The 24,338-nt window shown below is 38.1% G+C and carries 21 protein-coding genes; 14 read left to right on the forward strand and 7 right to left on the reverse strand.

Features of this window, described 5'->3' with window-relative positions:
* Positions 1–51 precede the first annotated feature (51 nt).
* On the forward strand, positions 52–1,242 hold the full coding sequence (gene fabV / locus CXF71_RS15165) for an enoyl-ACP reductase FabV (protein WP_101233789.1): 1,191 nt from the start codon (positions 52–54) through the stop codon (positions 1,240–1,242).
* 298 nt (positions 1,243–1,540) lie between these two features.
* Here fabV and CXF71_RS15170 read toward each other — a convergent pair whose 3' ends face one another.
* From CXF71_RS15170 to CXF71_RS15185, 4 genes are all read right to left on the reverse strand, one after another.
* Positions 1,541–2,443 (reverse strand): transporter, encoded by a 903-nt coding sequence (locus CXF71_RS15170; RefSeq protein WP_101233790.1) that lies wholly within the window; start codon positions 2,441–2,443, stop codon positions 1,541–1,543.
* Positions 2,444–3,511: 1,068 nt separating this feature from the next.
* Positions 3,512–4,003, reverse strand: coding sequence for a hypothetical protein (locus CXF71_RS15175; protein WP_101233791.1), 492 nt, complete (start codon positions 4,001–4,003; stop codon positions 3,512–3,514).
* Positions 4,004–4,511: 508 nt separating this feature from the next.
* Complete coding sequence (trhA, locus tag CXF71_RS15180) at positions 4,512–5,171, reverse strand: PAQR family membrane homeostasis protein TrhA (protein WP_101233792.1); 660 nt, start codon at positions 5,169–5,171, stop codon at positions 4,512–4,514.
* A 134-nt stretch (positions 5,172–5,305) separates the two neighbouring features.
* A complete protein-coding gene (locus CXF71_RS15185; protein ID WP_011041571.1) occupies positions 5,306–5,524 on the reverse strand; it encodes an EF-hand domain-containing protein in 219 nt (72 codons plus the stop codon).
* Positions 5,525–5,872: 348 nt separating this feature from the next.
* Here CXF71_RS15185 and CXF71_RS15190 point away from each other — a divergent pair, with 348 nt between their 5' ends.
* The 13 genes from CXF71_RS15190 to CXF71_RS15250 all read left to right on the forward strand — a co-directional run bounded on the left by CXF71_RS15190 (position 5,873) and on the right by CXF71_RS15250 (position 19,613).
* Entirely contained in the window at positions 5,873–7,315 is a 1,443-nt protein-coding gene (locus CXF71_RS15190) for an alpha/beta hydrolase (protein ID WP_101233793.1), read from the forward strand.
* Between the two features lie 70 nt (positions 7,316–7,385).
* Positions 7,386–8,141, forward strand: a complete 756-nt coding sequence (locus CXF71_RS15195; protein WP_101233794.1) for an ABC transporter ATP-binding protein — start codon at positions 7,386–7,388, stop codon at positions 8,139–8,141.
* Positions 8,141–9,316, forward strand: coding sequence for an ABC transporter permease (locus CXF71_RS15200; protein ID WP_101233795.1), 1,176 nt, complete (start codon positions 8,141–8,143; stop codon positions 9,314–9,316). The genes CXF71_RS15195 and CXF71_RS15200 overlap by 1 nt, the downstream gene beginning before the upstream one ends.
* Before the next feature lie 50 nt (positions 9,317–9,366).
* The gene (locus tag CXF71_RS15205) at positions 9,367–10,002 is read left to right on the forward strand and encodes an RNA polymerase sigma factor (protein ID WP_101233796.1); all 636 of its coding nucleotides are present in this window, start codon (positions 9,367–9,369) and stop codon (positions 10,000–10,002) included.
* Positions 9,995–10,723 carry a hypothetical protein gene (locus CXF71_RS15210; RefSeq protein ID WP_101233797.1) on the forward strand — a complete coding sequence of 243 codons (729 nt, stop codon included), beginning with the start codon at positions 9,995–9,997 and terminating at the stop codon, positions 10,721–10,723. The genes CXF71_RS15205 and CXF71_RS15210 overlap by 8 nt, the downstream gene beginning before the upstream one ends.
* Before the next feature lie 789 nt (positions 10,724–11,512).
* Entirely contained in the window at positions 11,513–12,772 is a 1,260-nt protein-coding gene (gene glyA, locus CXF71_RS15215; RefSeq protein ID WP_101233798.1) for a serine hydroxymethyltransferase, read from the forward strand.
* A 305-nt stretch (positions 12,773–13,077) separates the two neighbouring features.
* Positions 13,078–13,575 carry a transcriptional regulator NrdR gene (nrdR, locus tag CXF71_RS15220; RefSeq protein ID WP_101233799.1) on the forward strand — a complete coding sequence of 166 codons (498 nt, stop codon included), beginning with the start codon at positions 13,078–13,080 and terminating at the stop codon, positions 13,573–13,575.
* A gap of 1 nt (position 13,576) precedes the next feature.
* The gene (ribD, locus tag CXF71_RS15225) at positions 13,577–14,803 is read left to right on the forward strand and encodes a bifunctional diaminohydroxyphosphoribosylaminopyrimidine deaminase/5-amino-6-(5-phosphoribosylamino)uracil reductase RibD (RefSeq protein WP_232771509.1); all 1,227 of its coding nucleotides are present in this window, start codon (positions 13,577–13,579) and stop codon (positions 14,801–14,803) included.
* Between the two features lie 28 nt (positions 14,804–14,831).
* Positions 14,832–15,518: a riboflavin synthase gene (locus CXF71_RS15230; protein WP_101233800.1), complete on the forward strand. Its 687-nt coding sequence runs from the start codon at positions 14,832–14,834 to the stop codon at positions 15,516–15,518.
* 75 nt (positions 15,519–15,593) lie between these two features.
* Positions 15,594–16,703 (forward strand): 3,4-dihydroxy-2-butanone-4-phosphate synthase, encoded by a 1,110-nt coding sequence (ribB, locus tag CXF71_RS15235; RefSeq protein WP_101233801.1) that lies wholly within the window; start codon positions 15,594–15,596, stop codon positions 16,701–16,703.
* A gap of 175 nt (positions 16,704–16,878) precedes the next feature.
* Positions 16,879–18,069: a hypothetical protein gene (locus CXF71_RS15240; RefSeq protein ID WP_101233802.1), complete on the forward strand. Its 1,191-nt coding sequence runs from the start codon at positions 16,879–16,881 to the stop codon at positions 18,067–18,069.
* Between the two features lie 13 nt (positions 18,070–18,082).
* Positions 18,083–18,859, forward strand: a complete 777-nt coding sequence (locus CXF71_RS15245) for a PepSY domain-containing protein (RefSeq protein WP_232771510.1) — start codon at positions 18,083–18,085, stop codon at positions 18,857–18,859.
* Entirely contained in the window at positions 18,846–19,613 is a 768-nt protein-coding gene (locus CXF71_RS15250; protein WP_101233804.1) for a PepSY domain-containing protein, read from the forward strand. The genes CXF71_RS15245 and CXF71_RS15250 overlap by 14 nt, the downstream gene beginning before the upstream one ends.
* Before the next feature lie 183 nt (positions 19,614–19,796).
* Here CXF71_RS15250 and CXF71_RS15255 read toward each other — a convergent pair whose 3' ends face one another.
* The 3 genes from CXF71_RS15255 to CXF71_RS15265 form a co-directional block, all read right to left on the reverse strand.
* A complete protein-coding gene (locus tag CXF71_RS15255; RefSeq protein WP_011041587.1) occupies positions 19,797–20,006 on the reverse strand; it encodes a cold-shock protein in 210 nt (69 codons plus the stop codon).
* A gap of 495 nt (positions 20,007–20,501) precedes the next feature.
* Positions 20,502–23,357 (reverse strand): valine--tRNA ligase, encoded by a 2,856-nt coding sequence (locus CXF71_RS15260; RefSeq protein WP_101233805.1) that lies wholly within the window; start codon positions 23,355–23,357, stop codon positions 20,502–20,504.
* 193 nt (positions 23,358–23,550) lie between these two features.
* Entirely contained in the window at positions 23,551–24,036 is a 486-nt protein-coding gene (locus tag CXF71_RS15265; RefSeq protein WP_101233806.1) for a DNA polymerase III subunit chi, read from the reverse strand.
* Positions 24,037–24,338: the final 302 nt, after the last annotated feature.

The raw sequence follows: 24,338 nt of genomic DNA on the forward strand, positions 1-24,338 counted from the left end.
AAAAGGTATGACCCTAGCTGAGTCACTAATATAAATAAAAAAGGTTTACTTATGGTTATCAAGCCAAAAATTCGTGGTTTTATCTGTACTAATGCTCACCCAGTTGGTTGTGAAGCCCATGTGAATGAGCAAATTGCTTATGTAAAAGCACAAACATCAGCGGCTTCGGGCCCTAAAAATGTTTTAGTTATCGGTGCCTCTACAGGCTATGGTTTAGCTTCACGTATCACCGCTACTTTCGGTCATGATGCTAAAACGTTAGGTATTTTCTTTGAAAAGCCACCAACAGAAAAGAAAACAGGCTCTGCAGGTTGGTACAATACCGCGGCTTTTGTAAAAGCGGCTGATGAAGCGGGTATTTATGCTAAGAGCATTAATGGCGATGCTTTTTCTCATGAAATAAAAGCAAAAACGATTGAAACAATTAAAGCTGATATGGGTAAGATTGATTTAGTTGTTTATTCATTGGCATCACCACGTAGAACTGATCCAGATACTGGTGAAGTATATTCTTCAACGTTAAAACCAATTGGTCAAAGCGTTACCACTAAGAACCTTAATACTTCAAAACGTACAATCGATGAAATATCGGTTGAAGCAGCTAATGATGCTGAAATTCAAGGTACTATCGACGTTATGGGCGGCGCTGATTGGGAATTATGGATGAACCAACTTAGCGAAGCCGGTGTATTGGCTGAAGGTGTTAAAACCGTAGCTTATACTTACATTGGCAAAGAATTAACGTGGCCAATTTACGGTAAAGCGACTATTGGTAAAGCTAAAGAAGATTTAGACAGAGCCGCTAGTGCTATTAACGCAGCGACAGCTGACTTAAATGGTCAAGCACGCGTTACGTCATTAAATGCTGTAGTAACACAAGCAAGTTCAGCTATTCCTATTATGCCTTTATACATCTCAGCTATGTTCAAAGTAATGAAAGCTGACGGTACTTACGAAGGTTGTATTGAGCAAATTTCTAATTTATTCAAAGAGAACATATACAGTGATTCTCCTCGTTTAGATGAGCAAGGTCGTTTCCGTCAAAACTATAAAGAACTTGAAGACAGTGTTCAAAAACGTGTTACTGATATTTGGAATATTGTTGATACTGATACCATTGATGAATTAACAGATTACGTTGCATATCATCAAGAGTTCTTAAAACTGTTTGGTTTTGATATTGCTGGTGTTGATTACGATGCTGATGTTAGTCCAGAAGTTGCGATTAACAATTTAATCTAGACTTGATTGCCCTTAATGGGGCAATGAAATATAAATATTAAAAAGCCGCATTATTTATAATTAATAATAAATAATGCTGCTTTTTTGTGTTCTGGTGTTAGTCAAAAGCCTATGAAACCCCAACCAATAATGATCACTTTGTGCGCTAAGCGGAAGTTAGTAACTCGTTAATCCTAACATCCGCTTGAAGCTCAAAGGAGTCATTAAACTTTTAAATTATCTCGCGATAAATAGTACAAATAGAGCATAAATAAAGGGAGGAATTTAGCTTGTAATTTCTAGGTTATAGTTAATGATTTTAAAATAGCAGTGACCATCCTAGGCTAAAGGTATTGAGAGCAGCACCTGTACTTTTTTGTGTTCGTCCGTTTAAATACGTTAACTTTAGCCCTTGGTTTTTACTCAGGGGAAAACCAAAAGAGAGAGAAGACAAAACATTGCCCCAAGCATCATCTTTTTTAACATCATTTATATGAGAAAGCCCACCCCAAGCATACCCCACTCCAACAGCAGTCCACACCCCAGGGCTAAATAGATACACCACATGTGATTGCAATGCATAAAGGGGGTCTTGTTCTCTCTTGCTACCATTAAAAAGTTCATTATTGTCTGTATAGAAGAAGATGGATCCGGTTAACTCGTATGACCATGCGCCTTCTGTATGTACCACACCAATCTGAGGGCGAATGCTATAGCGGTTTTGTCCTAAATTGAGCAACTTTTCATTATCGTATTGCCCTAGCGGTACATTTACTGCGAGCGCCACACCAACAACCGTTTTAGATGTTGGATTTCCTTTCTCTTCTGCTGTGTTAAGCAAGGTCATTGATAGTCTGAATCTCGGGTCGGTAAAACCTCTACGTTCAGCTACAGCAGACTCACCTCGTAGAAGTCCTTCCCATTTTGCATGCTGCCAAGGTATCAATGCATCAAAACGTACTGGTTTTCCAGCAAATGAAAATGAACGAACATAAGAGAAGTAAGATGTCTCGATATTTACACTGGCATCTTCAATTTCTAGCACAGGATCAAAAAAGAGCTCCCCTGAAGTACTTGCATACCCTAAAGCAATAACTTGTGTGTTATCAGGAAGCACAGACCATCGTCTAGGCTCTAAATCTTGAGAAAAAAGAGTTGTATGCACTAAAAACAGTGATACAAACAAAAAAATTCTGTTCGTTAAAGTACGCGGTAATTTCATTTGATACCATTGAACTGAGTCAAAATAAGTTTTACTGTAAAATCTAACGGCATAATAGGTATCATTTAACTCTTTTACTACTTTTATTTTTATTTACTGTAGTAGCTAATATTGATGTTTTTTTTGTGGTTTGTTTAATTAAAAGGTGACGTTATATCACTTTATTTAGTGTTTGAGTTCTGCGGTATTATTTATATGTGGGTTTCTAACTCACTTAGAGGGCGGAAGCGAGATAAAGGTAATGCTCTATTTTATCTGGATTTTTTAAAAAGGTTAATGACCGCAATGGCTTTGCTGACCTTAGCTAGTGGTTATTCTTTAGGGCAAGTGATAGCCACAAGCCGACATTAGCTTTTGGGTTACTAATGGTAGCTCAGGAGCCTAAAACTGACTTTTTTTAAAGCTTAATTCTACTCAATAATTCGTCCGCAGTTATCACCAAAGCGAACAATAGCATCAACAGATTATTGAACTATTGGCACCATAGCCTCTTGTTATATTTTGTTATACAACAGCCCCTGAAGTTACAGTACCATTTGCAACTACAATTTCTTCTTCTGAATCATTAGGATCATAAACTAATACATCTTTTTGTCGATAACTGCATTTACTATTTCAGTATCAATACCTAAACCGTTTTGAATTAAAGCAAACGGTTTGCCTCTTATTCACTTAAACTCCAAGACATGCCGAACAAGGAGCTATTATATTCATTTTCGCTGATTCCTCGGTAGGCACTTATCTTGTTAGGAAGGCTAATTAAATATCTAAGTAGGCGGCCAAATTAACTATACCACTTCAATTGGTCAGATAAATACGAGGACCAAACCACTCTGGATTTCTACTTTTAAATAAACTCGGCAACCCACCCAAGTAATATGCACAAAAGGGGATACCGTTAGTACGTCGTGCACTAAAATCATAACACGTCACCTTTTTGAACAAGGCAAAGATATCTGTGTTCTCATCTATGGTGTAGGAAAATTTATTATCTGAAATTGTAAATATAACCTTAGTCCGTTAATGCCAACGCTATCGATTACGGCTTCTGTTTTTTCATTTTCATTTTCATTCCGCTACTTTCTCTTGGTAAACTTCATCTATAAATCTTATTTTATCGGAGATGGATACAAGTAAAGCTACAAGTAAAAACACAGGAGACATGAACGCAAAATACCTGAAGATGATCATATCTATCCTGAAATAGTCAACAACAATGTAGCCACTAAAAACAACCCATAAAAAAAGTAAAACGATACAAAACCAATAAACGATTTTATATTTCCTTTTTGGGTTAGCTTTAACACTAACACTCACACTTTCGTTGAAGTACTTAGTGTTCCACTTCATAAAGAAGAATGTGATACAAAGAAAAATAAGTGCAAAGCCGAGACGGAAAAGATCACCATTACTTGTATTCGGCAAATGGCCGTTCAATATCGCCACATGGTCACCTACCATACACGCAGACAATAAAGGGAATAATACAGCTACAACCCAAAACGTAATTAATGACAGGGCTTTCTTTATGCCCCCTAAACTAGATTTTCTACGTGACATTAATAGATCCTTCTTTATATTGCGGTGATGTATTTACCATCCATTACATCGCTTCGTTTATCGTATTTACGAGTGGTTGATATTGCTGTGCCCAAGCTATCGAGAAACAGTACCAAAATCCCTATCTGAAATAAACAAGGCAGTGCCAAAATAATATCTTAAGTCATGTGGTGATAGTTTATCAATCCCCAGATCATCACTATTCTTTCTGATGATCTGGGGAATACCATTATTTGTTAGTTTACCATAACCTATTTTTCCACTCGCTGACACAATTGGGGGCTTAGTTCTCTATTAGGATAAAAGTATATCTACTTCTTATGAACACTGTAAAACAGCTCAAAAAGCTATTGGTGCTGATGTCAGCAATCGTATCTTTGCTGACTGTTTCAAGGTCGATTTTTCATTAATAAAACCGTCCGCTTTGTGGTAAAAGTGACTGTATTTAATACTTTTAGTTTAATGCCTGAACAGCTTGTTTCATATTGTTAGGATATGGTCGTTTTAATTAAACATACCAATAAATCATTAAAAAGTGACAAGTCGCACCGCCTAAAACGAAAAGGTGCCAAATAGCGTGAGTGTAGGGCACCGTTTTTTTAACATAGAAAAATACCCCAAGAGAATAAATTAGCCCCCCTAATGCCAACAAGCCAATGGCTTGTTCAGGGAGTTTCTCATATAACTCACCTAGCACGCCTAACGAAATAAATCCCATGCCTAAATACGTGGCTAAAGATATTTTTTTGTATTTATTAGCAAATTTTATTTTGAAAAGAATGCCCGCAATAGCAAAAAGCCAAATAAAAGCCAGCAGAGTATAACCAAGCGAACCGGCTAATGTGATAGCGAATAAGGGGGTATAAGTACCAGCAATAAGTAAATATATTGCACAATGGTCAAGCAACTTAAATAAGGCTTTAGCACGCTTATTCGTTAAGCTATGGTATAGGGTTGATGCGAGAAATAACAAAATCCCGCTCGTTGCGAAAACACTAAAACTAACTATCCGGCCAGTATCGTCATGGCCATTATTTAATAATAAAAAAAATGCGAAACAACTTAATAATAGGCCCAAAGCATGGCTGATAGCATTGAGGGTTTCTTCACTTTGACTATAGGAGTTTACTTGAAGAGTGGCTGAAGAAAAATTTTTCTGATCAGTCATAATGAGCTGCATTATTAGGTTCAGTGTGTGAGTCTACGCTGAGTGCTAATACAATACAAAGCAAAAAAATAAAGATAAAGTCTATCTAAGGCTAAAGCGTTTTAGCCTTGGAAGCTTGGTTAAGCAGCCGTTAGTTAAAGTGCTAACTCAATAACCATATCTTTCAATTCATCTTTAGAGATCGAATTACTGTGATTTTTATCAAAACGGTTAAAAATGGTTTCGCACATGCGAATGCCTTTGTCTTGCAGTAAAACGTCAATCAGTTCAACAAATTCAGAGCGACTAATTACGCCGTCTTTATCTTCATCAAACACTTCAAATAACTCATCTACCCACTGATTTAAATCCATATGTAATCCTAACCACTCATTTAAAAAGATATGACTAAACAATATCGCTTATTTAGGCGTTTGTGAATGTCTATTTCAAATTTTTTAGTCTAGTGCTGGATTAAATTGCTATTTGTTCATTTATTGATTACTTGCTAGTTGTTCATTGGTTGATTTTTATGAAACGCTAACATTTTGTGGAAGTAATCGAATTAATTTAGTTATATCTGCACTCGATGTAGCTATATAAATTAAAGTATTATTAATATTTACCTTACAATCAGCGCCTTAGTTTAAATTTTGTTTTTTTTGTAATAAATCTGTAAACACTAAGACTAACTGTTCAACGCTTTATTAAGGAAAGATAATATGAAAGTAACGTGGAAAAAGCTTTTGACGCTAAGTTTGTTGTCAATGACGGCAATGAGTTGGGCAAATGATAATAAATTAACGCTAGAAAGTTGTCATTTAGGAGAAATACGTTCACAAGTACAATGTGGCAAGCTTGAAGTACCAGAAAATTATCAGAAGCCTGACGGTGATAAAATATCGGTAAATTTTGCCGTATTGCCTGCTATTGATGATAGTGAATACAAAACGCCACTCATGTTTTTAGCGGGTGGTCCAGGTCAAGCTGCGGTTGAATTAGCTACAGGACTTAATCGTGTATTTAGAGAAGTACGCAAAACACGCGATATTATTCTAGTGGATCAACGTGGTACTGGTGAAAGCAGTGGATTATCGTGTGAGTTTGAAGCGGTAGATAATGTTTATAGCTCTTTACCCGATGCACTTAATCCTCAAGAAGTAAAAGATTGTGTCGCCCAATTTAAAGGCGATGTCACTCAATACAACTCTGAAAATGCTATTCGTGATTTTGATGCTGTGCGCGCAGCGCTAGGTCATGAAAAATTAAATATTTATGGTGGCTCTTACGGTACACGTGCTGGCTTAGTTTTTATGCGTATGTTCCCTGAATCTCTTGATAGCGTGATACTAGATAGTGTTGGCCCAATTGAAGTACCTATTGGTATGTTTGGTCAAAGTGGTGCGCGTTCCTTTAATTTATTGATTGAGAATTGTAAAAGTAGTGACGCTTGTCATAAAGCTTTCCCTGATTTGGCTGAAGAATTTCAAGCGGTTAAAGCACGTTTAGCTAAAGAACCCGTCAGCATCAATATTTTACATCCGCGCTTAGGCACACCAACAAAACTTGTACTCGATAATACTAAATTTACCGGTAACTTGCGTTTTCAACTTTATGGTATGGAAGGGCGATCAATGGTGCCACTCGTGATTCATCAAGCTTTTTTAGGTAATTATCAACCGTTAATTGGTTTGATGGCACGCACAGAGGGTGAGCAACTTGTTTATACTGGTTTACTCTTCAATATTGTCTGTAATGAAGACCTACCAAGGCTATCAGCACAGGATAAAGCGGCTGATGCGAATAATAACTTTGATGGTAAAGATAGTCACTTAGCGTGGAATATGGTTTGTCCATTCTTTCCTGAATATCGTCCTAGTGAAGACTTTTACCAAAGTGTCACTGCCGATATCCCAACGTTAATTCTATCGGGCAATTTAGATCCGGTAACACCACCAAGTAATGGCGAATACTCAGCAAAATCTTTACCTAATAGTCATCACATTGTTGTTGAAAATGCTTCGCATACTGTGGCAATGAGTACGTGTGCTAATGATATTGTGAATGAGTTTTTAACCAGCAAAGCGCCTAAAAATCTTGATGAATCATGTTTAAAAGATATTCCTCAAGAAACTTTTATGACCAGTGTTAATGGTATTCAATAAAGTACTTTGCTTACTAAAAATTATTAAGAATTCACGGAAATGAAAACAATTATGTTTAAAGGAAAAAGAAATGATTGAAGTAAATAATCTACATAAAAGCTTTGTTGATAAAAAAGATAAGAAAAATACAGTGAAAGCACTAGATGGACTTTCTTTCACCGCTAAAGATGGTGAGATCACCGGCATTCTAGGCCCTAATGGCGCTGGAAAAACAACGTGCCTACGTACACTCTATGGTTTACTTTCTGCCGATGAGGGTTTCGCAACCATTGATGGTATTAGTGTTACTGAAAATCCCCTTGCTGCACGTGCCAAATTGGGCATTTTCCCTGACAAATTTGGTTTGTATGAGCGACTTACAGCCTACGAGCAGATAGATTACTTTGCTAGTCTTCATGGCATGCGTGGGCAAACAAAAAAACAAGCAATAGAGCAAGTGATTCAAGATTTAGAGTTGGGTGATTTAGCACACCGTAAAACGGTTGGCTTTTCTCAAGGCCAACGGATGAAAGTTACTCTAGCGCAAGCGTTAGTTCACCAACCACAAAATTTTGTTCTGGATGAACCTACTCGTGGATTAGATGTAATGAGTACGCGTATTTTACGTAATCATTTAGCTAAGTTTAAAGCCAAAGGTCATTGTATTTTATTCTCGTCACACGTAATGCAAGAAGTCGCCGCTTTGTGCGATAGAGTGATTATTGTAGCCAATGGAAAATTAGCAGCACAAGGCACCCCTGAAGAGTTATGTGAGTTAGCGGGTGAAAAGAATTTAGAAGAAGCCTTTGTTAAATTAATTGGTTCGGATGAAGGAGTAGCCGCGTAATGAATCTGCATTTATATCAGTTAAAAGCACTTATTTTAAAAGAATATAAGGAAGCTTTTCGTGACAAACGTGCCTTAACGGTGGCATTAATGATGGCAATTTTGGCACCTATTATGATCATGGTAATGTCAAAAATAATGATTGAAAAATTAGTAGATGAACCGCCTGTTTACGTCAAGTTTACTGGCGCTGAATATGCGCCAAAATTAATAATGCATTTGGCAAAGAATAATTTATTAAATTTTATCGACGTACCTGAAGATGAAAAATCCGCGTGGGAACAACGTAATATTGCGATTGAAATTCCAGAAGACTATGCTGCTGATATGGCTGAAGGTAAGCCAATAGAACTGCATTTACAAGCTGACTTTACTGATAAGGCTGTTCAACCCCCCGTTAGGCGTATTAATAATGAGGTAAGAGAGTTCTCTTTATCCATAGGCTATAAACGCTTATTACTTCGTGGCGTCGATATTCGTCTATTAAACCCCGTGAAACTAGTAGAGCAAGACACAGCGAAGCCTGATGCAACCTTTATGCTGATTTCAATGATGCTTGGTCTTTATTTGATGTTAGCAGCCTTTATGTCTGGTTTATCCGTGGCCATTGATTCAAGCGCTGGTGAGCGTGAGCGTAATGTGCTTGAAATGTTACTCTGCCAGCCAGTAAGTACGTTAAAAATAGTCTTGGCTAAATTGATAGGTGCTTCGACAATTTCGGTCATTGGCGTGGTATTAGTGTTAGTACTTACGTCGATTTCTGTTGGTTTTGTTGATTTAACTAAAATTGGTGCAACCTTTAGTTTAGATATGTCGACGGCAGGTGTATTACTGTTGTTGCTTTTGCCTATTTGTTTCTTTGCTTCAGCATGTCAGTTGTTTGTGGCATTTCAAACAAAGAGCTTTAAAGAAGCGCAATCAACAGTCGGTATGCTTATTGGTATTCCCGCTTTTATTCCTTTCGTTGTTTCAATGATGGATGATCGCCCTCAGTGGTTGCATTGGCTGCCGTTAGCTGGGCAATCACTTATCATGGAAGACATATTTAAAGGCGTTGAAGTGAATTGGTTAGCTATGTTGGCGACTAGCGGTGTAACTATTGCTATCACTGTTGCTTTAGTCTTAGCGTTGGCAAAAAAGCTGAAGTCAGAAAAAGTGGTTATGGCATTAAGCTAAACATTAAGACAGGTAATAACTGAATAAGAGATGATCCAAAAGCAACTATTATGTTAAATTCTAGTAAATTAATAATACCAAAAACAGAATACCCCTATGTTACGGCGCAGGGAGTTAACTGTCAGGAAAGCGAATTGGATCATCATTCAGTTAAGTCGCAAGTTACAGATAATCAAGTAGTATTCACCGAATGGATGACGGAGCATGAAAAATTGCTACGTCATATCATTACTGGCTTTGAAGCAAAGATTGCCATTCAAGATGAGCTATTCCAAGAGATCGCGTTAAACATTTGGCGTGCCTTACCTAAGTTTCGTCAAGACTCGGCAGTAAAAACCTTTGTTGCACGCATTGCTCATAATGTATTAGCGACGCACGTTGCTAAAGCAGTCAAAACGATTAAAGCTGATCAAGACTTGACGGAGATCAGTCGAGAGGCTGAAAAAGATCATACGCACCCAACCCCTTACCAGTCACTTAATAAGAGTCAACGACAGCAAAAATTAGCTAGCGCGATTCGACAATTAACACTCGAACAACAGCAAGTTATTACCCTTGCTTTAGAGGGCATGAGTTATCAAGATATTGCTGAAGTGTTAGCCATAACCACTAATTTAGTGGGTGTTCGTTTACAGCGCGCCAAATCGGCATTAGCACAATTGTTGGAGGGATCAGCAAATGGATAAAATACCAGGTCAAAATGAAAATACAGTACCAGTGGTCGAGCCCAACAAGCTCGAAACCGAGCATGGGGTTGTTGTTAAAACAAAATCGATTGATGTACATTCCTTACCACAAAAAAAACGTTTGTTAGAATCAGAAAAAGATAGCAAGTCCCCTCCATTAGATAAGCAACCACTAGATGAAAGCTGGCTATTACTCTCTCAAGACTGGCAAAGTCAGCCGTATGAAAAAACAGATATTCCAGCACTGTTGAAGCAAACTAAAAAGCGTACCTTGCTTGCTAAATCTTTATTGGTAATAGATGTAATTGCCACCTTAGGTCTTATCATTGCGTTACTTGTTGTTTTATACCAAGGAGGTTGGGGCACAGCCACCATTGCTTACCTCGCTTTTGGCAGCATAATGTCGGTAGCTTTTGTTTATTATGAAATAAAAATACGCTTACGTATTTGGCAACAAAGTTGTGATAGTCCAGACAAAGCTGTTGCTAATGCTATTGCGGGGGTAAAGTCATCAATCAGCTATATTAAGTTAATAAAGCTGTCTTGCTGGTTATTGTTACCTGTTGTCAATTGGTATGTCTATGTCATGATTGAAGAATCAGAGAAGTCACCTTGGCCACCTTTCTTTGCTATCAATACTTTTATTATAATCATGTGGCTGATTACCCACTGGTTTCATAAAAAACGTGCTAGAGAATTATCACAGCTTACTGCTGTCTAGTGTTTGTATATACCCAAACAACCTCAAGATGCTCGTTTCAGGACGGCTGGGTGATTCATAATCAAGGCGCGTATTTTACTAAGGGTAATTCCCTTAATTACATACGCAACGATGAATATGATTTGCTCAGCCGTCCCCACAGGGCTGGTTTATAAACGCTTTATGCTACGTTATTGATTTCGATAAGGGAATAACCATTCTTTTCAATCAATGCCTTGCTTAAAGGCGTTTATAATTCCAGCTGAATCCTGCATCTTGAGGTTGATTGGGTATAATATCTGTCTAGTCATAAAAGCAAAAATATGACTTCTATTTGTGAAATAGATCAGTAAGTAATTACCGAAAAGGCATCATCACTTTTTATCGTGATGATGCCTTTATCGTTTTAAATTGGCTATTCGTGTTGATATTAGTACTGTCATAATATTCATGTGTCTAATTAATAATTTGCACTTAACTTGTTATTTCTGTTTATTATTCGGATTGTGAGTGTTAAGTCTGCTTTATATTCGTTGTAAGTTGTTTTTTTATTGGTTATAGTTTGTTTGCTTGTTTTGGTGAAAACTTTTATAGCACTTCTACGTGCTATTACTTAATAAATTACGCTATAGCACAGTGTAAAATGCACTAACGCGAGCCCGTTTTGCCGTGTACATACAGGCAAAAATCAGGCAAAATACTGCCACTAATTTTGTGTGTCTACGTTATCGAACTAAGTAGTTAAGTTTACTCATTAGATAATTAGGGCACAGTTTGCAGCCTTGGGCTGAAATACTTAAGGAATAAACCATGTTTACTCGTGATATGAATATTGCTACTTTTGATCCAGAACTTTATGAAGCAATGAGCAATGAAGTTGTTCGTCAAGAAGAGCATATTGAATTAATTGCTTCTGAAAACTACTGTAGCCCGCGCGTTTTAGAAGCACAAGGCTCTCAGCTTACCAATAAATACGCTGAAGGTTACCCTGGCAAGCGTTATTACGGCGGTTGTGAGTATGTTGATATTGCTGAGCAATTAGCCATTGACCGTGCTAAAGAATTATTTGGTGCTACTTACGCGAATGTTCAACCACATGCTGGTTCACAAGCTAACGCAGCTGTATTTCAAGCGTTAGTTACACCAGGTGGTAAAGTATTAGGCATGAGCTTAGCTCACGGTGGTCATTTAACTCATGGCTCACATGTAAGTTTCTCTGGTAAGTCTTATGAAGCGTTCCAATATGGTCTTCATCCTGAAACGGGCGATATTGATTATGAAGAATTAGAACGTTTAGCTTTAGAACACAGACCAGAAATGATTATTGGTGGTTTCTCTGCATTCTCAGGTGTTGTTGACTGGGCACGTATGCGTACTATTGCTGATAAAATTGACGCTATTTTCTTCGTTGACATGGCTCACGTAGCTGGTTTAATTGCTGCTGGTCTTTACCCTAGCCCATTACCACACGCACATGTTGTTACGACAACTACGCATAAAACATTAGCTGGACCACGTGGCGGTTTAATCGTTTCTGCTTGTGATGATGAAGCTATTTATAAAAAGCTTAACAGCGCAGTTTTCCCTGGTGGCCAAGGCGGCCCATTAATGCACATTATTGCTGCTAAAGCGGTAGCATTTAAAGAAGCATTAGAACCAGAATTTAAAGTTTACCAGCAAAATGTTTTAGACAACGCTAAAGCGATGGTTGCCGTATTACAAGAACGTGGTTATAAAGTTGTATCTAATGGTACTGAAAACCACTTATTGTTACTTGATTTAATCGATAAAGATATTACGGGTAAAGATGCCGATGCTGCTTTAGGTAAAGCACACATCACAGTTAACAAAAACTCAGTACCAAACGATCCTCGCTCTCCGTTTGTTACATCAGGTTTGCGTTTAGGTACTCCTGCGATTACTCGTCGTGGTTTTGGTATTGAAGAAACTAATGCATTAACTGGCTGGATTTGTGACATTCTTGATGACATCAATAATGATGATGTTATTACGCGTGTTCAAGGTCAAGTTAAAGCGTTATGTGCACGTTTCCCAGTTTACCAAAAATAAATAGATAGTACCTAAGTCAGCATAACTTGTTGGTGTAAGACAAAATTTAGGCGTCAAAAGCACTCATTGACTAACGTCAACTCCGTGCTTCTTTCTTTAAATTTAGCCTTACACCTTAAAGTTATTACTGACTTGCTATAACGAAATAATTGTAAAGTAAGTTAGTAGTCAATGAACGTCATTCTCGAAGTCTTTAGTCGGGAAGCCACTTTGTTTAGCTTAATCACTTGTTTTATATTAAAATGGTCGCCTTGAGCGGCCATTTTTTTTGTCCGTAAACTACTCTTCATTACCGTAGGTAAACCATGTATTGTCCATTTTGTTCAGCAAATGACACAAAAGTCATTGATTCACGTTTAGTTTCTGATGGCCATCAAGTACGCCGACGTCGAGAATGTTTAGCTTGTCATGAACGTTATACTACGTTTGAAAGTGCTGAGTTGGTTATGCCACGCATTATCAAACGAGATGGCAGTAGAGAGCCGTTCAATGAAGATAAAATGCTGAGTGGCCTAACACGCGCTTTAGAAAAACGTCCGGTTAGCATGGAGCAAATAGAATTGGCTGTTAATAAGCTCAAGTCTCAAATGCGCGCCACCGGTGAACGAGAAATCAGCAGTGAAATGTTAGGTGACTTAATTATGGCGCAGCTAAAAGAATTAGATAAAGTCGCTTATTTACGTTTTGCCTCAGTCTATTTGTCTTTTGAAGATATCAGTGAATTTGCCGATGAAATAACCCGTTTAGGTAAAGAAAAAAACGGTAAGGCAAAAAAAATCAAAGCAACGAAAGCAGTGAAGTAATATGAAGGCCAGTGTGACTAACAACAAACAAACGTTTACTACACAAGATCATCTCTTTATGTCACAGGCTATTGAGTTAGCTAAAAAAGGACACTTCACTACTTCACCTAACCCTCGAGTTGGCTGTGTCTTAGTGAGTTATAAAGACGGTATAGGTAAAGTTATTGGTACAGGTTATCACCAAAAGGCAGGGCAGGGTCATGCAGAAGTTAATGCTTTAGCTGAGGCCAAAGTAAATAATGCCACATTGATCGAAGGAGCTACCGCTTATGTTACTCTTGAGCCTTGTAGTCATTTTGGCCGAACGCCACCTTGTGCCAAAGCATTAATTGATGCCAATGTTGGTCATGTTATTGCGGCCATGGTTGATCCCAACCCACAAGTTTCTGGTAGTGGTTTATCGCTATTAGAAAAAGCTGGTATCCAAGTGCAATTTGGTTTGCTAGAACAAAGCGCTAAACAGCTTAATGTCGGCTTCATTCATCAAATGATAAATAAACGTCCTTATGTGCGTTGTAAATTAGCAGCAAGCCTTGACGGTAAAACAGCTATGGCCAGTGGTGAAAGCAAATGGATCACCTCAAGCGAAGCACGACAAGATGTGCAACGTTTACGGGCTCAAAGCTGCGCTATTATTACCGGAGCAGATTCAGTGTTGTTTGATAATGCTAAAATGACGGTTCGATGGTCTGAACTCGGTGAGTTAAAAAATACTTACCCAAAAGAAGCCGTTCGCCAACCCTTACGTGTTGTTATCGATAGTCAAAATAGGCTAACAGTAAACTTGGCAATATTCGAGCATGAGTCGCCAATGTTAATCATTAATGGCAAGGTTACTGCTAAAGTTGAAAATAAACTTGAGCTACATCTTGAAAACTTACCAAAATGGCCTCATTTCGTAGAACATGTACAATTACCTTTGGTGGAAAACTCTCAAGGTAAATTGAAAATAAATTTAAAAGCGTTGTTAGAATATTTAGCTACGCGAGGACTCAATGATATTTTAATTGAGTCAGGCGCACAATTAACTGGCGCCTTTATTGAGCAAGATTTAGTTAATGAACTTATTCTTTATCAAGCGCCAAAGTTAATGGGTGGTGACGGTAAAAATTTAGTGGAAATGCCCGGTATATCAAGGCTAAATCAAGCCAAGGCATTGACCATTAGTGATATTCGTATGGTCGGTGGCGATATTCGCATCACGAGCCAATTAACACCGAATAAATAAACACACAAAAAATTAAATAGAGAAGTCTATGTTTACAGGAATTATCGAAGCTATTGGTACTATAAAGGCCATCAATGTTAATGCCCAAGGTGCTCGTTTAGTTATTGCTACTAATAGCTTGGACATGAGTGATGTTAAACTGGGTGACTCCATCGCAACAAACGGTATTTGTCTGACCGTAGTTGATTTTAATAACGTTAAAGGTAATGGCAGTTATAGCGCAGATGTTTCTAATGAAACGCTGCAGCGTACTGGGTTCGCAAGCTATCAGGTTGGTAGTAAAGTAAATCTAGAAAAGGCTATGTTGGCAAGTACACGTTTTGGTGGTCATATGGTTTCAGGGCATGTAGATGGAGTCAGTGAAATATTAGCTATCAATAATAATGGTAATAGTATTGAATACTGGCTAAGTATGCCACATGATTTAGCGCACTATATCGCAGAAAAAGGCTCTGTAACTATTGATGGTACTAGCTTAACGATAAATGCGCTTGCTGAGGATGGATCAAAAGGTAAGTTTCGATTAACAATAGTGCCACACACAGTAAAAGAGACAATTTTTGCTCAGTATCAAGTAGGTAGTAAAGTAAATATAGAAGTAGACTTAATTGCTCGTTACTTAGAGCGCCTACTGACTAAACCCCCTGCAGAAGAGCATGCACCAAAATCAAATATTGATGAAGCTATGTTAGCAAGAGCAGGCTTCTTGAAATAAAAGAAATAATTACGTCGTAACAACAAATAAAGCCATATTGGCATCAATGACAGCACTCCCGTATAAGAGGCAGAAATGAACTTAAATACCCCGCAAGAAATCATCGCAGACATCGCCTTAGGTAAGATGGTTATTTTAATGGATGATGAAGACAGAGAAAATGAAGGCGACTTCATTATGGCCGCTGAAAAAGTGACCCCTGCAGCGATTAACTTTATGGCAACTCACGGTCGTGGTTTAATTTGTATGCCAATGAGTCGTGAAAAATGTGAAACATTAAAACTGCCATTGATGGTCGATAAAAATGATGCACAGTTTAGTACTAACTTTACTGTCTCTATTGAAGCAGCGACCGGTGTAACTACGGGTATTTCGGCTGCTGATCGTGCCACGACAGTACTTGCCGCAGCAAATAAAACAGCGACACATCTTAGTATCGTGCAACCGGGTCATATTTTCCCATTAATTGCTAAAGATGGTGGCGTATTAAATCGTGCTGGTCATACTGAAGCCGGTGTTGATTTAGCTCGCATGGCGGGTTTTGAGTCAGCAGCTGTGATTGTTGAAATTTTAAATGAAGATGGCACTATGGCGCGCCGCCCTGATTTAGAAATTATTGCACAAAAGCATGATATCAAAATGGGCACTATTGCTGATTTAATTGAATTTAGAAATGCTACCGAAACAACGATTGAGCGTGTTTCTCAATGTAAGTTGCCAACCACTTTTGGCGAGTTTGATTTAACCGTCTTTAAGGATACTATTGATGGTCAAGCACATTTCGCGTTAACTAAAGGCGAAATCAAAGCCGATCAACCAACGTTAGTACGTGTCCATTTAGAAAACACTTTTAGAGATTTATTATTCAGTCAGCGTGAAAGTGTTGCGACTTGGCCAATGGCAAATGCGCTAGAAAAAATTGCTAAAGAAGGCGGCGTACTTGTCTTACTTGGTAAGCATGAGTCACCGACTGAACTCATTAACTTGGTAGAGAAATATGCCAAGATTGATGCTGGTGAAACAGTAAAAGAAATCAATCGTCATGTTGGCTCACGAAATGTTGGTGTCGGTTCGCAAATATTGGCTAACTTAGGCGTAAGTAAAATGCGTTTATTAAGCTCGCAAACTAAATACCATTCACTGTCAGGTTTTGGTTTGGAAGTAGTTGAGTATATTGCTGACTAGTTCATAGCTCTTTAAATGTTTTTTAAATGGCGGTATATGTTGTAAACATATACCGCCATTTTTCGTTTTATGCCATTGCTATTGTTACATAAGCAGTTTACTTAAATATTGGTCATAGGCATTATGGCTTATCAATAAATATATCAACCAAGATACCTATAAATTAAGGCTTAACATGAAGCGCGTATTTCCAATATTTACTTTTCTTTGGCTTATAGCAAGTACAACAAACCTTAGTGCTAACGAACAAGTTAAGTTAACCATTGAAGAGCAGCGCGTAGAAAAAGCGCAACAAGCTATGCCAATGTTAAAAGACTACTTTGACTGGTCTGCTTTTAAAAATAATTGGTCCAAGGTTAGTAACTTGGCCATTGCGCAACGTGCTATGAACCAACTTGGCGATGAACTTTGGCAATACAGTAAGCAACAAGCCCAATTAGGCAAAATTGTAGACGATAGACCTTTATATTGGACCAGATTAGCCATTCATTCTTTTATTAAATCAACACCTGTTAGCTTTACTCAAACGGAGTTAAAAATTTTAGTAGAAGCCTTTGAAAAAAGCTCTCGTGGTTACAGTGATATGGGATATGTAAAGAAGACCGATAAACGCATATTTCTAACAGGCTTTGATCCCTTTTTACTTGACCGAAATTTAAAGCAGTCTAACCCTTCGGGGTTAGCTGCTCTATTACTTGATGGTAAAGTTATTGAGTATCAGGGCGTAATCGAAGGTGTTAAACAAACGATTACGGCAGAAATTAATACTGTTATGGTACCTGTGCGTTACAGCGACTTTGATCAAGGAGAAATTGAAAGTTTACTTGCCCCGTTTTATGCGCTCAATAGCGTTGATTTGATTTCTACTCTATCAATGGGGCGAAGTGATTTTGATTTAGAGCATTTTCCAGGTTTACGACGCAGTGCAACAGCACCAGATAATGTTAATGTCTATACTGGTGCGAATAAAACTAATCCCTTGATACCGAGTTTACTTTCAGCGCCACTAATCGGTGATGAATTTGTACTGTTTAGTTTGCCTTATCAAGCCATGATGAAAGCAAAAGGTAGCTATAAAATTAATGATAATCGTGGTGTAACAATACTTGTATCAGATAAAGCCGAAGATATTACCGCTAATAGCTTATCTGAGCTGACCGATAAAGTATCAGTACAAGGTGGCGGCGGTGGTTATCTATCGAACGAAATTTCCTACCGCAGTATTGTCTTGCGTAATAGACTTGGCTCGACCATTCCTACGGGGCATATTCATACTCCTCGTATTAGTGGTTTTGACGTTGAAACAAACCGAAAAATAATTGCACAAATTGAAGCTATGTTAGTACAAGCTTTAGCTGAAATATAAAGGAAGAGTAGTCGTGTCTTTACATAGAACGAGTAGAAAATATCATAAATGGTTGATGTTATTTGTTGGCCTGCAACTGCTAACCTGGTCCATAACGGGTACTTATATGGTGCTATTGGATATTGATTATATTCATGGCGATACCTTAGTCGCTAAGAAGCAGCAAGTCCTAGCCCCTGATCAAGTGAAATACTCTTTTAAAGAGTTATTGGTAGCATATCCCGAGGCAACACAAATAGAACTCGGCTTTATGTTAAACCAAGCAGTTTACCGCTTTAATGTTGATAAAAAGAAGGTACTTATTTCTGCGCTTGATGGTCAGCAACTATCACCAATAAACGAGCAATTAGCTATTTCTATCGCTCAAGATACATACGACAATAAAAAGGTCACTATAGCCAAAGTTCAGTTGCTGCAAAATGATGCTCCTAACGAGTTAAGCCGTAGACACTTGCCGGTATGGCGAATTGATTTTGATGATTTTGCCAGCCCTAGTTTTTATATTAGTGCTAACTCCGGGCAATTAGTGACTAAGCGACATACCTACTGGCGATTATTTGATTGGATGTTTTCCTTTCATGTGATGGATTACATCGATGGGGAGGCTGATAATAAGTTATTATTGCTATTTACTGTGCTGGCTTTTATCGCTAGCCTATTTGGCTTAGTGCTCACTTATTATCGCCTTGCTCCTCACTCCCGTAATCCTAAAAACTTAGCTTCAAAAAATAAACAGGATAGAGCAAAGCATAAACGCACTAATACAGAGACCGCCAATGAAACACGTTAATAAGCATAAATCAAAGCTATTTAAGCTCTCAACAGTTAAGTCATTGCATAAATGGCTATCGCTTTTAGTTTTTATACAGCTGTTTATCTGGCTTGGTACTGGTTTGTTTTTTAATTTGATGGATCACAATAAAGCGCGAGGCAATCATAATAAGCAGGCCATCGTCATTCAAAAAATTGATAACCAGCGTTTACTAAGCGCTAACTCAATCATTACAAGCAGTAGTAAACCAGTGAGTGATGTTGTTTTGGTTCAGCGACTAGGTCAGCCTTACTATTTATTAGCGCATGACAAGGGCTTGTATAGCCACTTTAAGAGCAATTATAGCTTGGTTGATGCCTATAGCGGAATAGCGTTAGTCATTGATAAAAGTATCGCAAGTAAGTTAGCGCAAGCAAGCTATAAAGGCACAGGTGACATAAGTGGTGTCGTTAAACTGGAACCGCCGATTGCAGATATGCTCAAAGAAAAAAATACTGTTTGGCAGGTTAATTTCTTAGATGACTTAGAGACGAGTGTTTATGTGGATGCGAGTTCAGGACGTTTAGTTGGGCATAGTAATGAGGATAAACGCTTTGTTGATTTCTTCTTTATGTTGCACTTTATGGATTACCCTTTTCTAGGTGAGGGCTCTGTTGGTGGTTTTAATAATGGCCAAATTACTTTCTTTGCCTTATTAACATTAATCTTTTGCTTAACTGGTTTTATTTGGGTCATTGAATTATTAAGGAAAGGTCGCTACAAGTTTAGTTGAGACAATGCATTGTTAGAGAGTTGAATCATGTTCATGCAATATCGGTAATTTATTGACGAGTAGTTCACGCCGTTAGCCTTTTTGATCTAAGCGTTTTTTGACTTTCTTAAACTGCAGACATAAAAAAACGAAGGACGAGTTAAACTCATACTTCGTTTTTTTAGATTAGCTTATAAGTTAAACTTATACAGCTAGTACGTTTTCTGCTTCAGGGCCTTTTTGACCTTGTTTAACAGTAAAAGTAACTGCTTGACCGTCAGCTAGAGTACGGAAACCGTCTCCAGAGATAGCGCTGAAGTGAACAAACACGTCAGGACCATTTTCTTGCTCTATAAAACCGAAACCTTTAGTTTCGTTGAAAAATTTAACTTTACCAGTAACTGTATCAGACATACTAACATTTTCCTGTAATCATAAAATAATATTGTGGTTCTAGCCCAATATTAGGTAGAAACCGTTTTCACCCGAGTAAGTGCCCTCTACCAAAAAGTACAGGAAGAGGAAGGAAACAAACCATATTCGACACAATCATTGCTTCAAACAATAGTTTGCATTGTCTAAATCTGCCTGTGTAGAATAATCACTATATCAATACACTATGTGCATCAGATAGAAAACCTACAACAAAAGTCAGTATAAACCTTCATCTGCAACGCAAGAACTCAACGCGAAAGTAGTCTAACATAGTTGTTTTTAATTTGCTTTATAAAAAATCAGATTAGTTCAATTTTTCTTTCTGTAAATGAGAGTGGCTATCAAAGCCAATCTTAATAGTACTGGAGGTTGATTTGGAAGAGAGTAGGCAGTGGAAAACAATAATAATGACGGCTATTTAAGGTAGCCGTCATTTTTATTTTTTAGCTTATCTATTTAACTTATCTTTTTATATCAAAGCGCTGCTATTTGCTCTTTTTGCTCTTGCATTTTAGCCAGTGCAGATTCAGCTTCCGCGAGTTTCGCTTTTTCTTTATCAATAACCGCTGCAGGTGCTTTAGCAACAAAACTGTCATTGCTAAGCTTGCCACGTGTTCTCGCCGCATCTTTTTCAAGCTTGTCCATCGCTTTATCTAAACGAGCCAGTTCAGCTTCTTTATCAATTAAACCAGCCATCGGAATAAGTACAGATAAATCACCAACTAAAGCAGATGCTGAGGCTGGACCTTGCTCGTTTACGGCTAACACGGTAATGCTTTCAAGTTTTGCTAGTGAACTTAAGAATTGTTCATTCTCATTTAAACGACGTTGATCGTTGTCATTTACATTCTTAAGTAATACGGGCAATTCTCTGCTTGGCGATATGTCCATTTCACCACGGATATTTCGAATGGCAATGATGAATTGTTTAACCCACTCTAAATCGTCGATGGCTTGCTGGTCACAATTATTTTCGTTAAATTGTGGGAAAGCCTGAATCATGATTGAATCACCCTGTTTACTAAAATTACTTAATGGCTGAACACGCTGCCAAATGGTTTCAGTAATAAACGGCATGATAGGGTGCATTAAACGTAACAAACCTTCTAAAACGTTTACTAAGGTATGACGGGTGCCACGCTGTTGCGCTTCATTACCTTTAAATAATACTGGCTTAGTAAGCTCTAAATACCAATCACAGAACTGGTTCCAGGTAAATTCATACAAAGCTTGTGAGGCAAGATCGAAACGATAAGTATCAAAAGCTTCATGGACCGTTTTTACTGTTTGCTCGAATTGGCCTATGATCCAACGATCCGCAAGCGATAATTCCATTTCGCTTCCGTCTTTTCCGCAATCAAATTCTTCGGTATTCATCATAACGTATCGGCTAGCATTCCATAACTTATTGGTAAAGTTACGGTAACCTTCAAGACGCTTCATATCCCAGCTAATATCACGACCCGTGGTCGCAACAGACGTTAAAGTAAAGCGTAAAGCATCAGTACCGTGAGCTTCGATACCTTCTGGATATTCTTTTTTGGTAAGCTTTTCAATTTTCGCAGCCAACTTAGGCTGCATCATATTACCGGTACGTTTCTTCAATAAATCTTCAAGAGAAATACCATCAATCATATCTAACGGATCAACAACGTTACCTTTTGACTTACTCATCTTATCGCCATTTTCATCGCGAATAAGACCGGTCATATAGACTTTCTTAAAAGGTATTTGCGCTTTACCATTTTCATCTTTGTTGAAGTGCATAGTCATCATGATCATGCGAGCAACCCAGAAGAAAATGATGTCAAAACCTGTTACCAATACATCGGTAGGGTGGAACGTTTTTAAATCTTCAGTTTCTTTTGGCCAGCCTAATGTGGAGAATGTCCATAATGCTGATGAGAACCAAGTATCAAGTACATCTTCATCTTGTCTTAACTTCATATCAGCAGCAATGTCATTATTTGCACGAACTTCTTCTTCTGTTCGGCCTACATACACTTTACCATTTTCGTCATACCAAGCTGGGATTCTATGTCCCCACCATAATTGGCGTGAAATACACCAATCTTGAATGTTATTCATCCATGAAAAATACATGTTTTCATATTGTTTAGGTACAAATTCAATTTGACCATCTTTAACTGCTTCAACAGCAGGACCCGCTAATTTTTCAACACGAACATACCATTGGTCAGTGAGAAGTGGCTCAATGATAACGCCAGATCTATCACCGTAAGGAGCAACTAAATCATGGTCTTTTACTTCAACGAGTAATCCTAATTCGTCAAACTTAGCGACGATAGCCTTACGGGCAACAAAACGGTCCATTCCAGCAAATTCTGCGGGTAATGCAGCATCGTATGCATTACAGGCTTCACCTTTAGTATCATAAACTTCAGCAGTGGTTAAAACAGCCGCGTCTTTATCAAAAATGTTGATTTGTGGAAGCGCGTGACGCTTACCCACTTCATTATCGTTAAAGTCATGAGCAGGAGTGATTTTTACACAACCCGTGCCTTTATCCATATCGGCATGATCATCGCCAACAATCGGAATTAATCGGTTAACTAAGGGTAATAATACTTGTTTGCCAATGAGGTCTTTATAACGAGGATCTTCAGGGTTTACTGCAACACCTGTATCACCAAGCATAGTTTCAGGTCGTGTTGTGGCAACCACTAAATAATCAAGACCTTCCGCTGTTTTTGCACCGTCAGCTAATGGGTAACGCAAGTGCCACATGTGGCCTTTTTTGTCTTTATTTTCTACTTCTAGATCAGAAATAGCAGTATGGAATTTTGGATCCCAGTTGACTAGGCGCTTTCCACGGTAAATAAGATCATCTTCAAATAAGCGTACAAAAACTTCTTGTACTGCTTCAGACATACCGTCATCCATAGTAAAGCGTTCGCGAGTCCAATCGATAGAGTTCCCTAAGCGGCGCATTTGTTTGCCAATAGTGCCGCCAGATTCTTCTTTCCATTCCCAAATTTTATCGATAAAACCTGTCCGACCATAGTCATGGCGCGTTTTACCTTCTTCTGCGGCAATTTTACGTTCAACGACCATTTGTGTTGCGATACCAGCATGATCGCAACCGGTTTGCCATAAGGTATTTTTACCTTGCATACGTTGATAACGAATAAGGGTATCCATGATGGTTTGCTGAAAAGCATGACCCATATGTAAGCTACCAGTAACATTCGGTGGTGGAATAGCAATACTGTAACTTTCACCTTCACCCGTTGGGCTGAAGTATCCTTGCTCTTCCCAGCTAGTATAAAGGGACTGTTCAATATCGGTAGGGTTAAAGGTTTTTTCCATCATTTTATCCGGTAATAGGTTTAATAGTTGTTCGATATTTTGTTGCCGCAAGTTTATTAGTAAAATTATCAGTAATCTTTACCAGTAAAAGTTCAGCAAAGTAAATGCAACGTTTATTGAATTAGGTCTTTGTTTTGTGTTTATCTCATCTTCTAGTTTGTCTTTGTGCGAGCTATTGTATAAAGAGAAGCCGCTAACTAGTGGAATCTCCTGCTACAGAGGCGGGCATTGTTACCGCTTGGTTATCAACTTGAAAACCCTGTTGTCGGCAAGTTTTAAAGCGTTCTCTCGCTTGTTGTTTACGTGTTTCATCACTGGGTACAAAATCAACAATAAATTGAAATTGGTTGGCAAAGTTAGGTACTTCACTATTTAAATTAATAAGCACAGGACGTCGCCCTTGTGGTGTTTGATAACCTATCTCAACAATTGCGCCTTGTTTTGGACCTTCACCAACTAGGTTGTGTGGTACAAAACTGTCGCTATCAAATGCCCAAAGCATCTCATCAATTTGTTCAGCATGTTGCTGGTCTTGTGCATAAATATAGACACGCTGATTTTGACGATAAAAATAACTGGCTTGCAAACAAGCATGATACATCGCAGAACGAGTATCTTCTTCTTTCTCATCTGTTACATCATCCTTAAGTAGATAAAACATTACTTGGGTTTGCATCATTCTTGCCTAATTAAGTTCGCCTAATTTAAGTATAACTACCCAAGCCACTTGAAAATACAGGGTTCAGCTGGAATTATAAGCGCTTTTAGGCAAGGCGTTGATTGAAGATAATAGTTATTCTATTGTCGAAATCAAAAACGTAGCCTAAAGCGTTTATAAACCAGCCCTTTGGGTAAGCCGGAGCAAACCATACTCATCGTTACATTTGTTTTTAAGGGAACAACCATTAATAAAAAATGTGCCTTGATTCTGATTCGCTCAGGTTTCCTGAAACAAGTATTTTCATGTGGTGTAGGTATAAG

Source organism: Colwellia sp. 12G3 (assembly GCF_002836775.1).
Lineage (GTDB): Bacteria > Pseudomonadota > Gammaproteobacteria > Enterobacterales > Alteromonadaceae > Colwellia.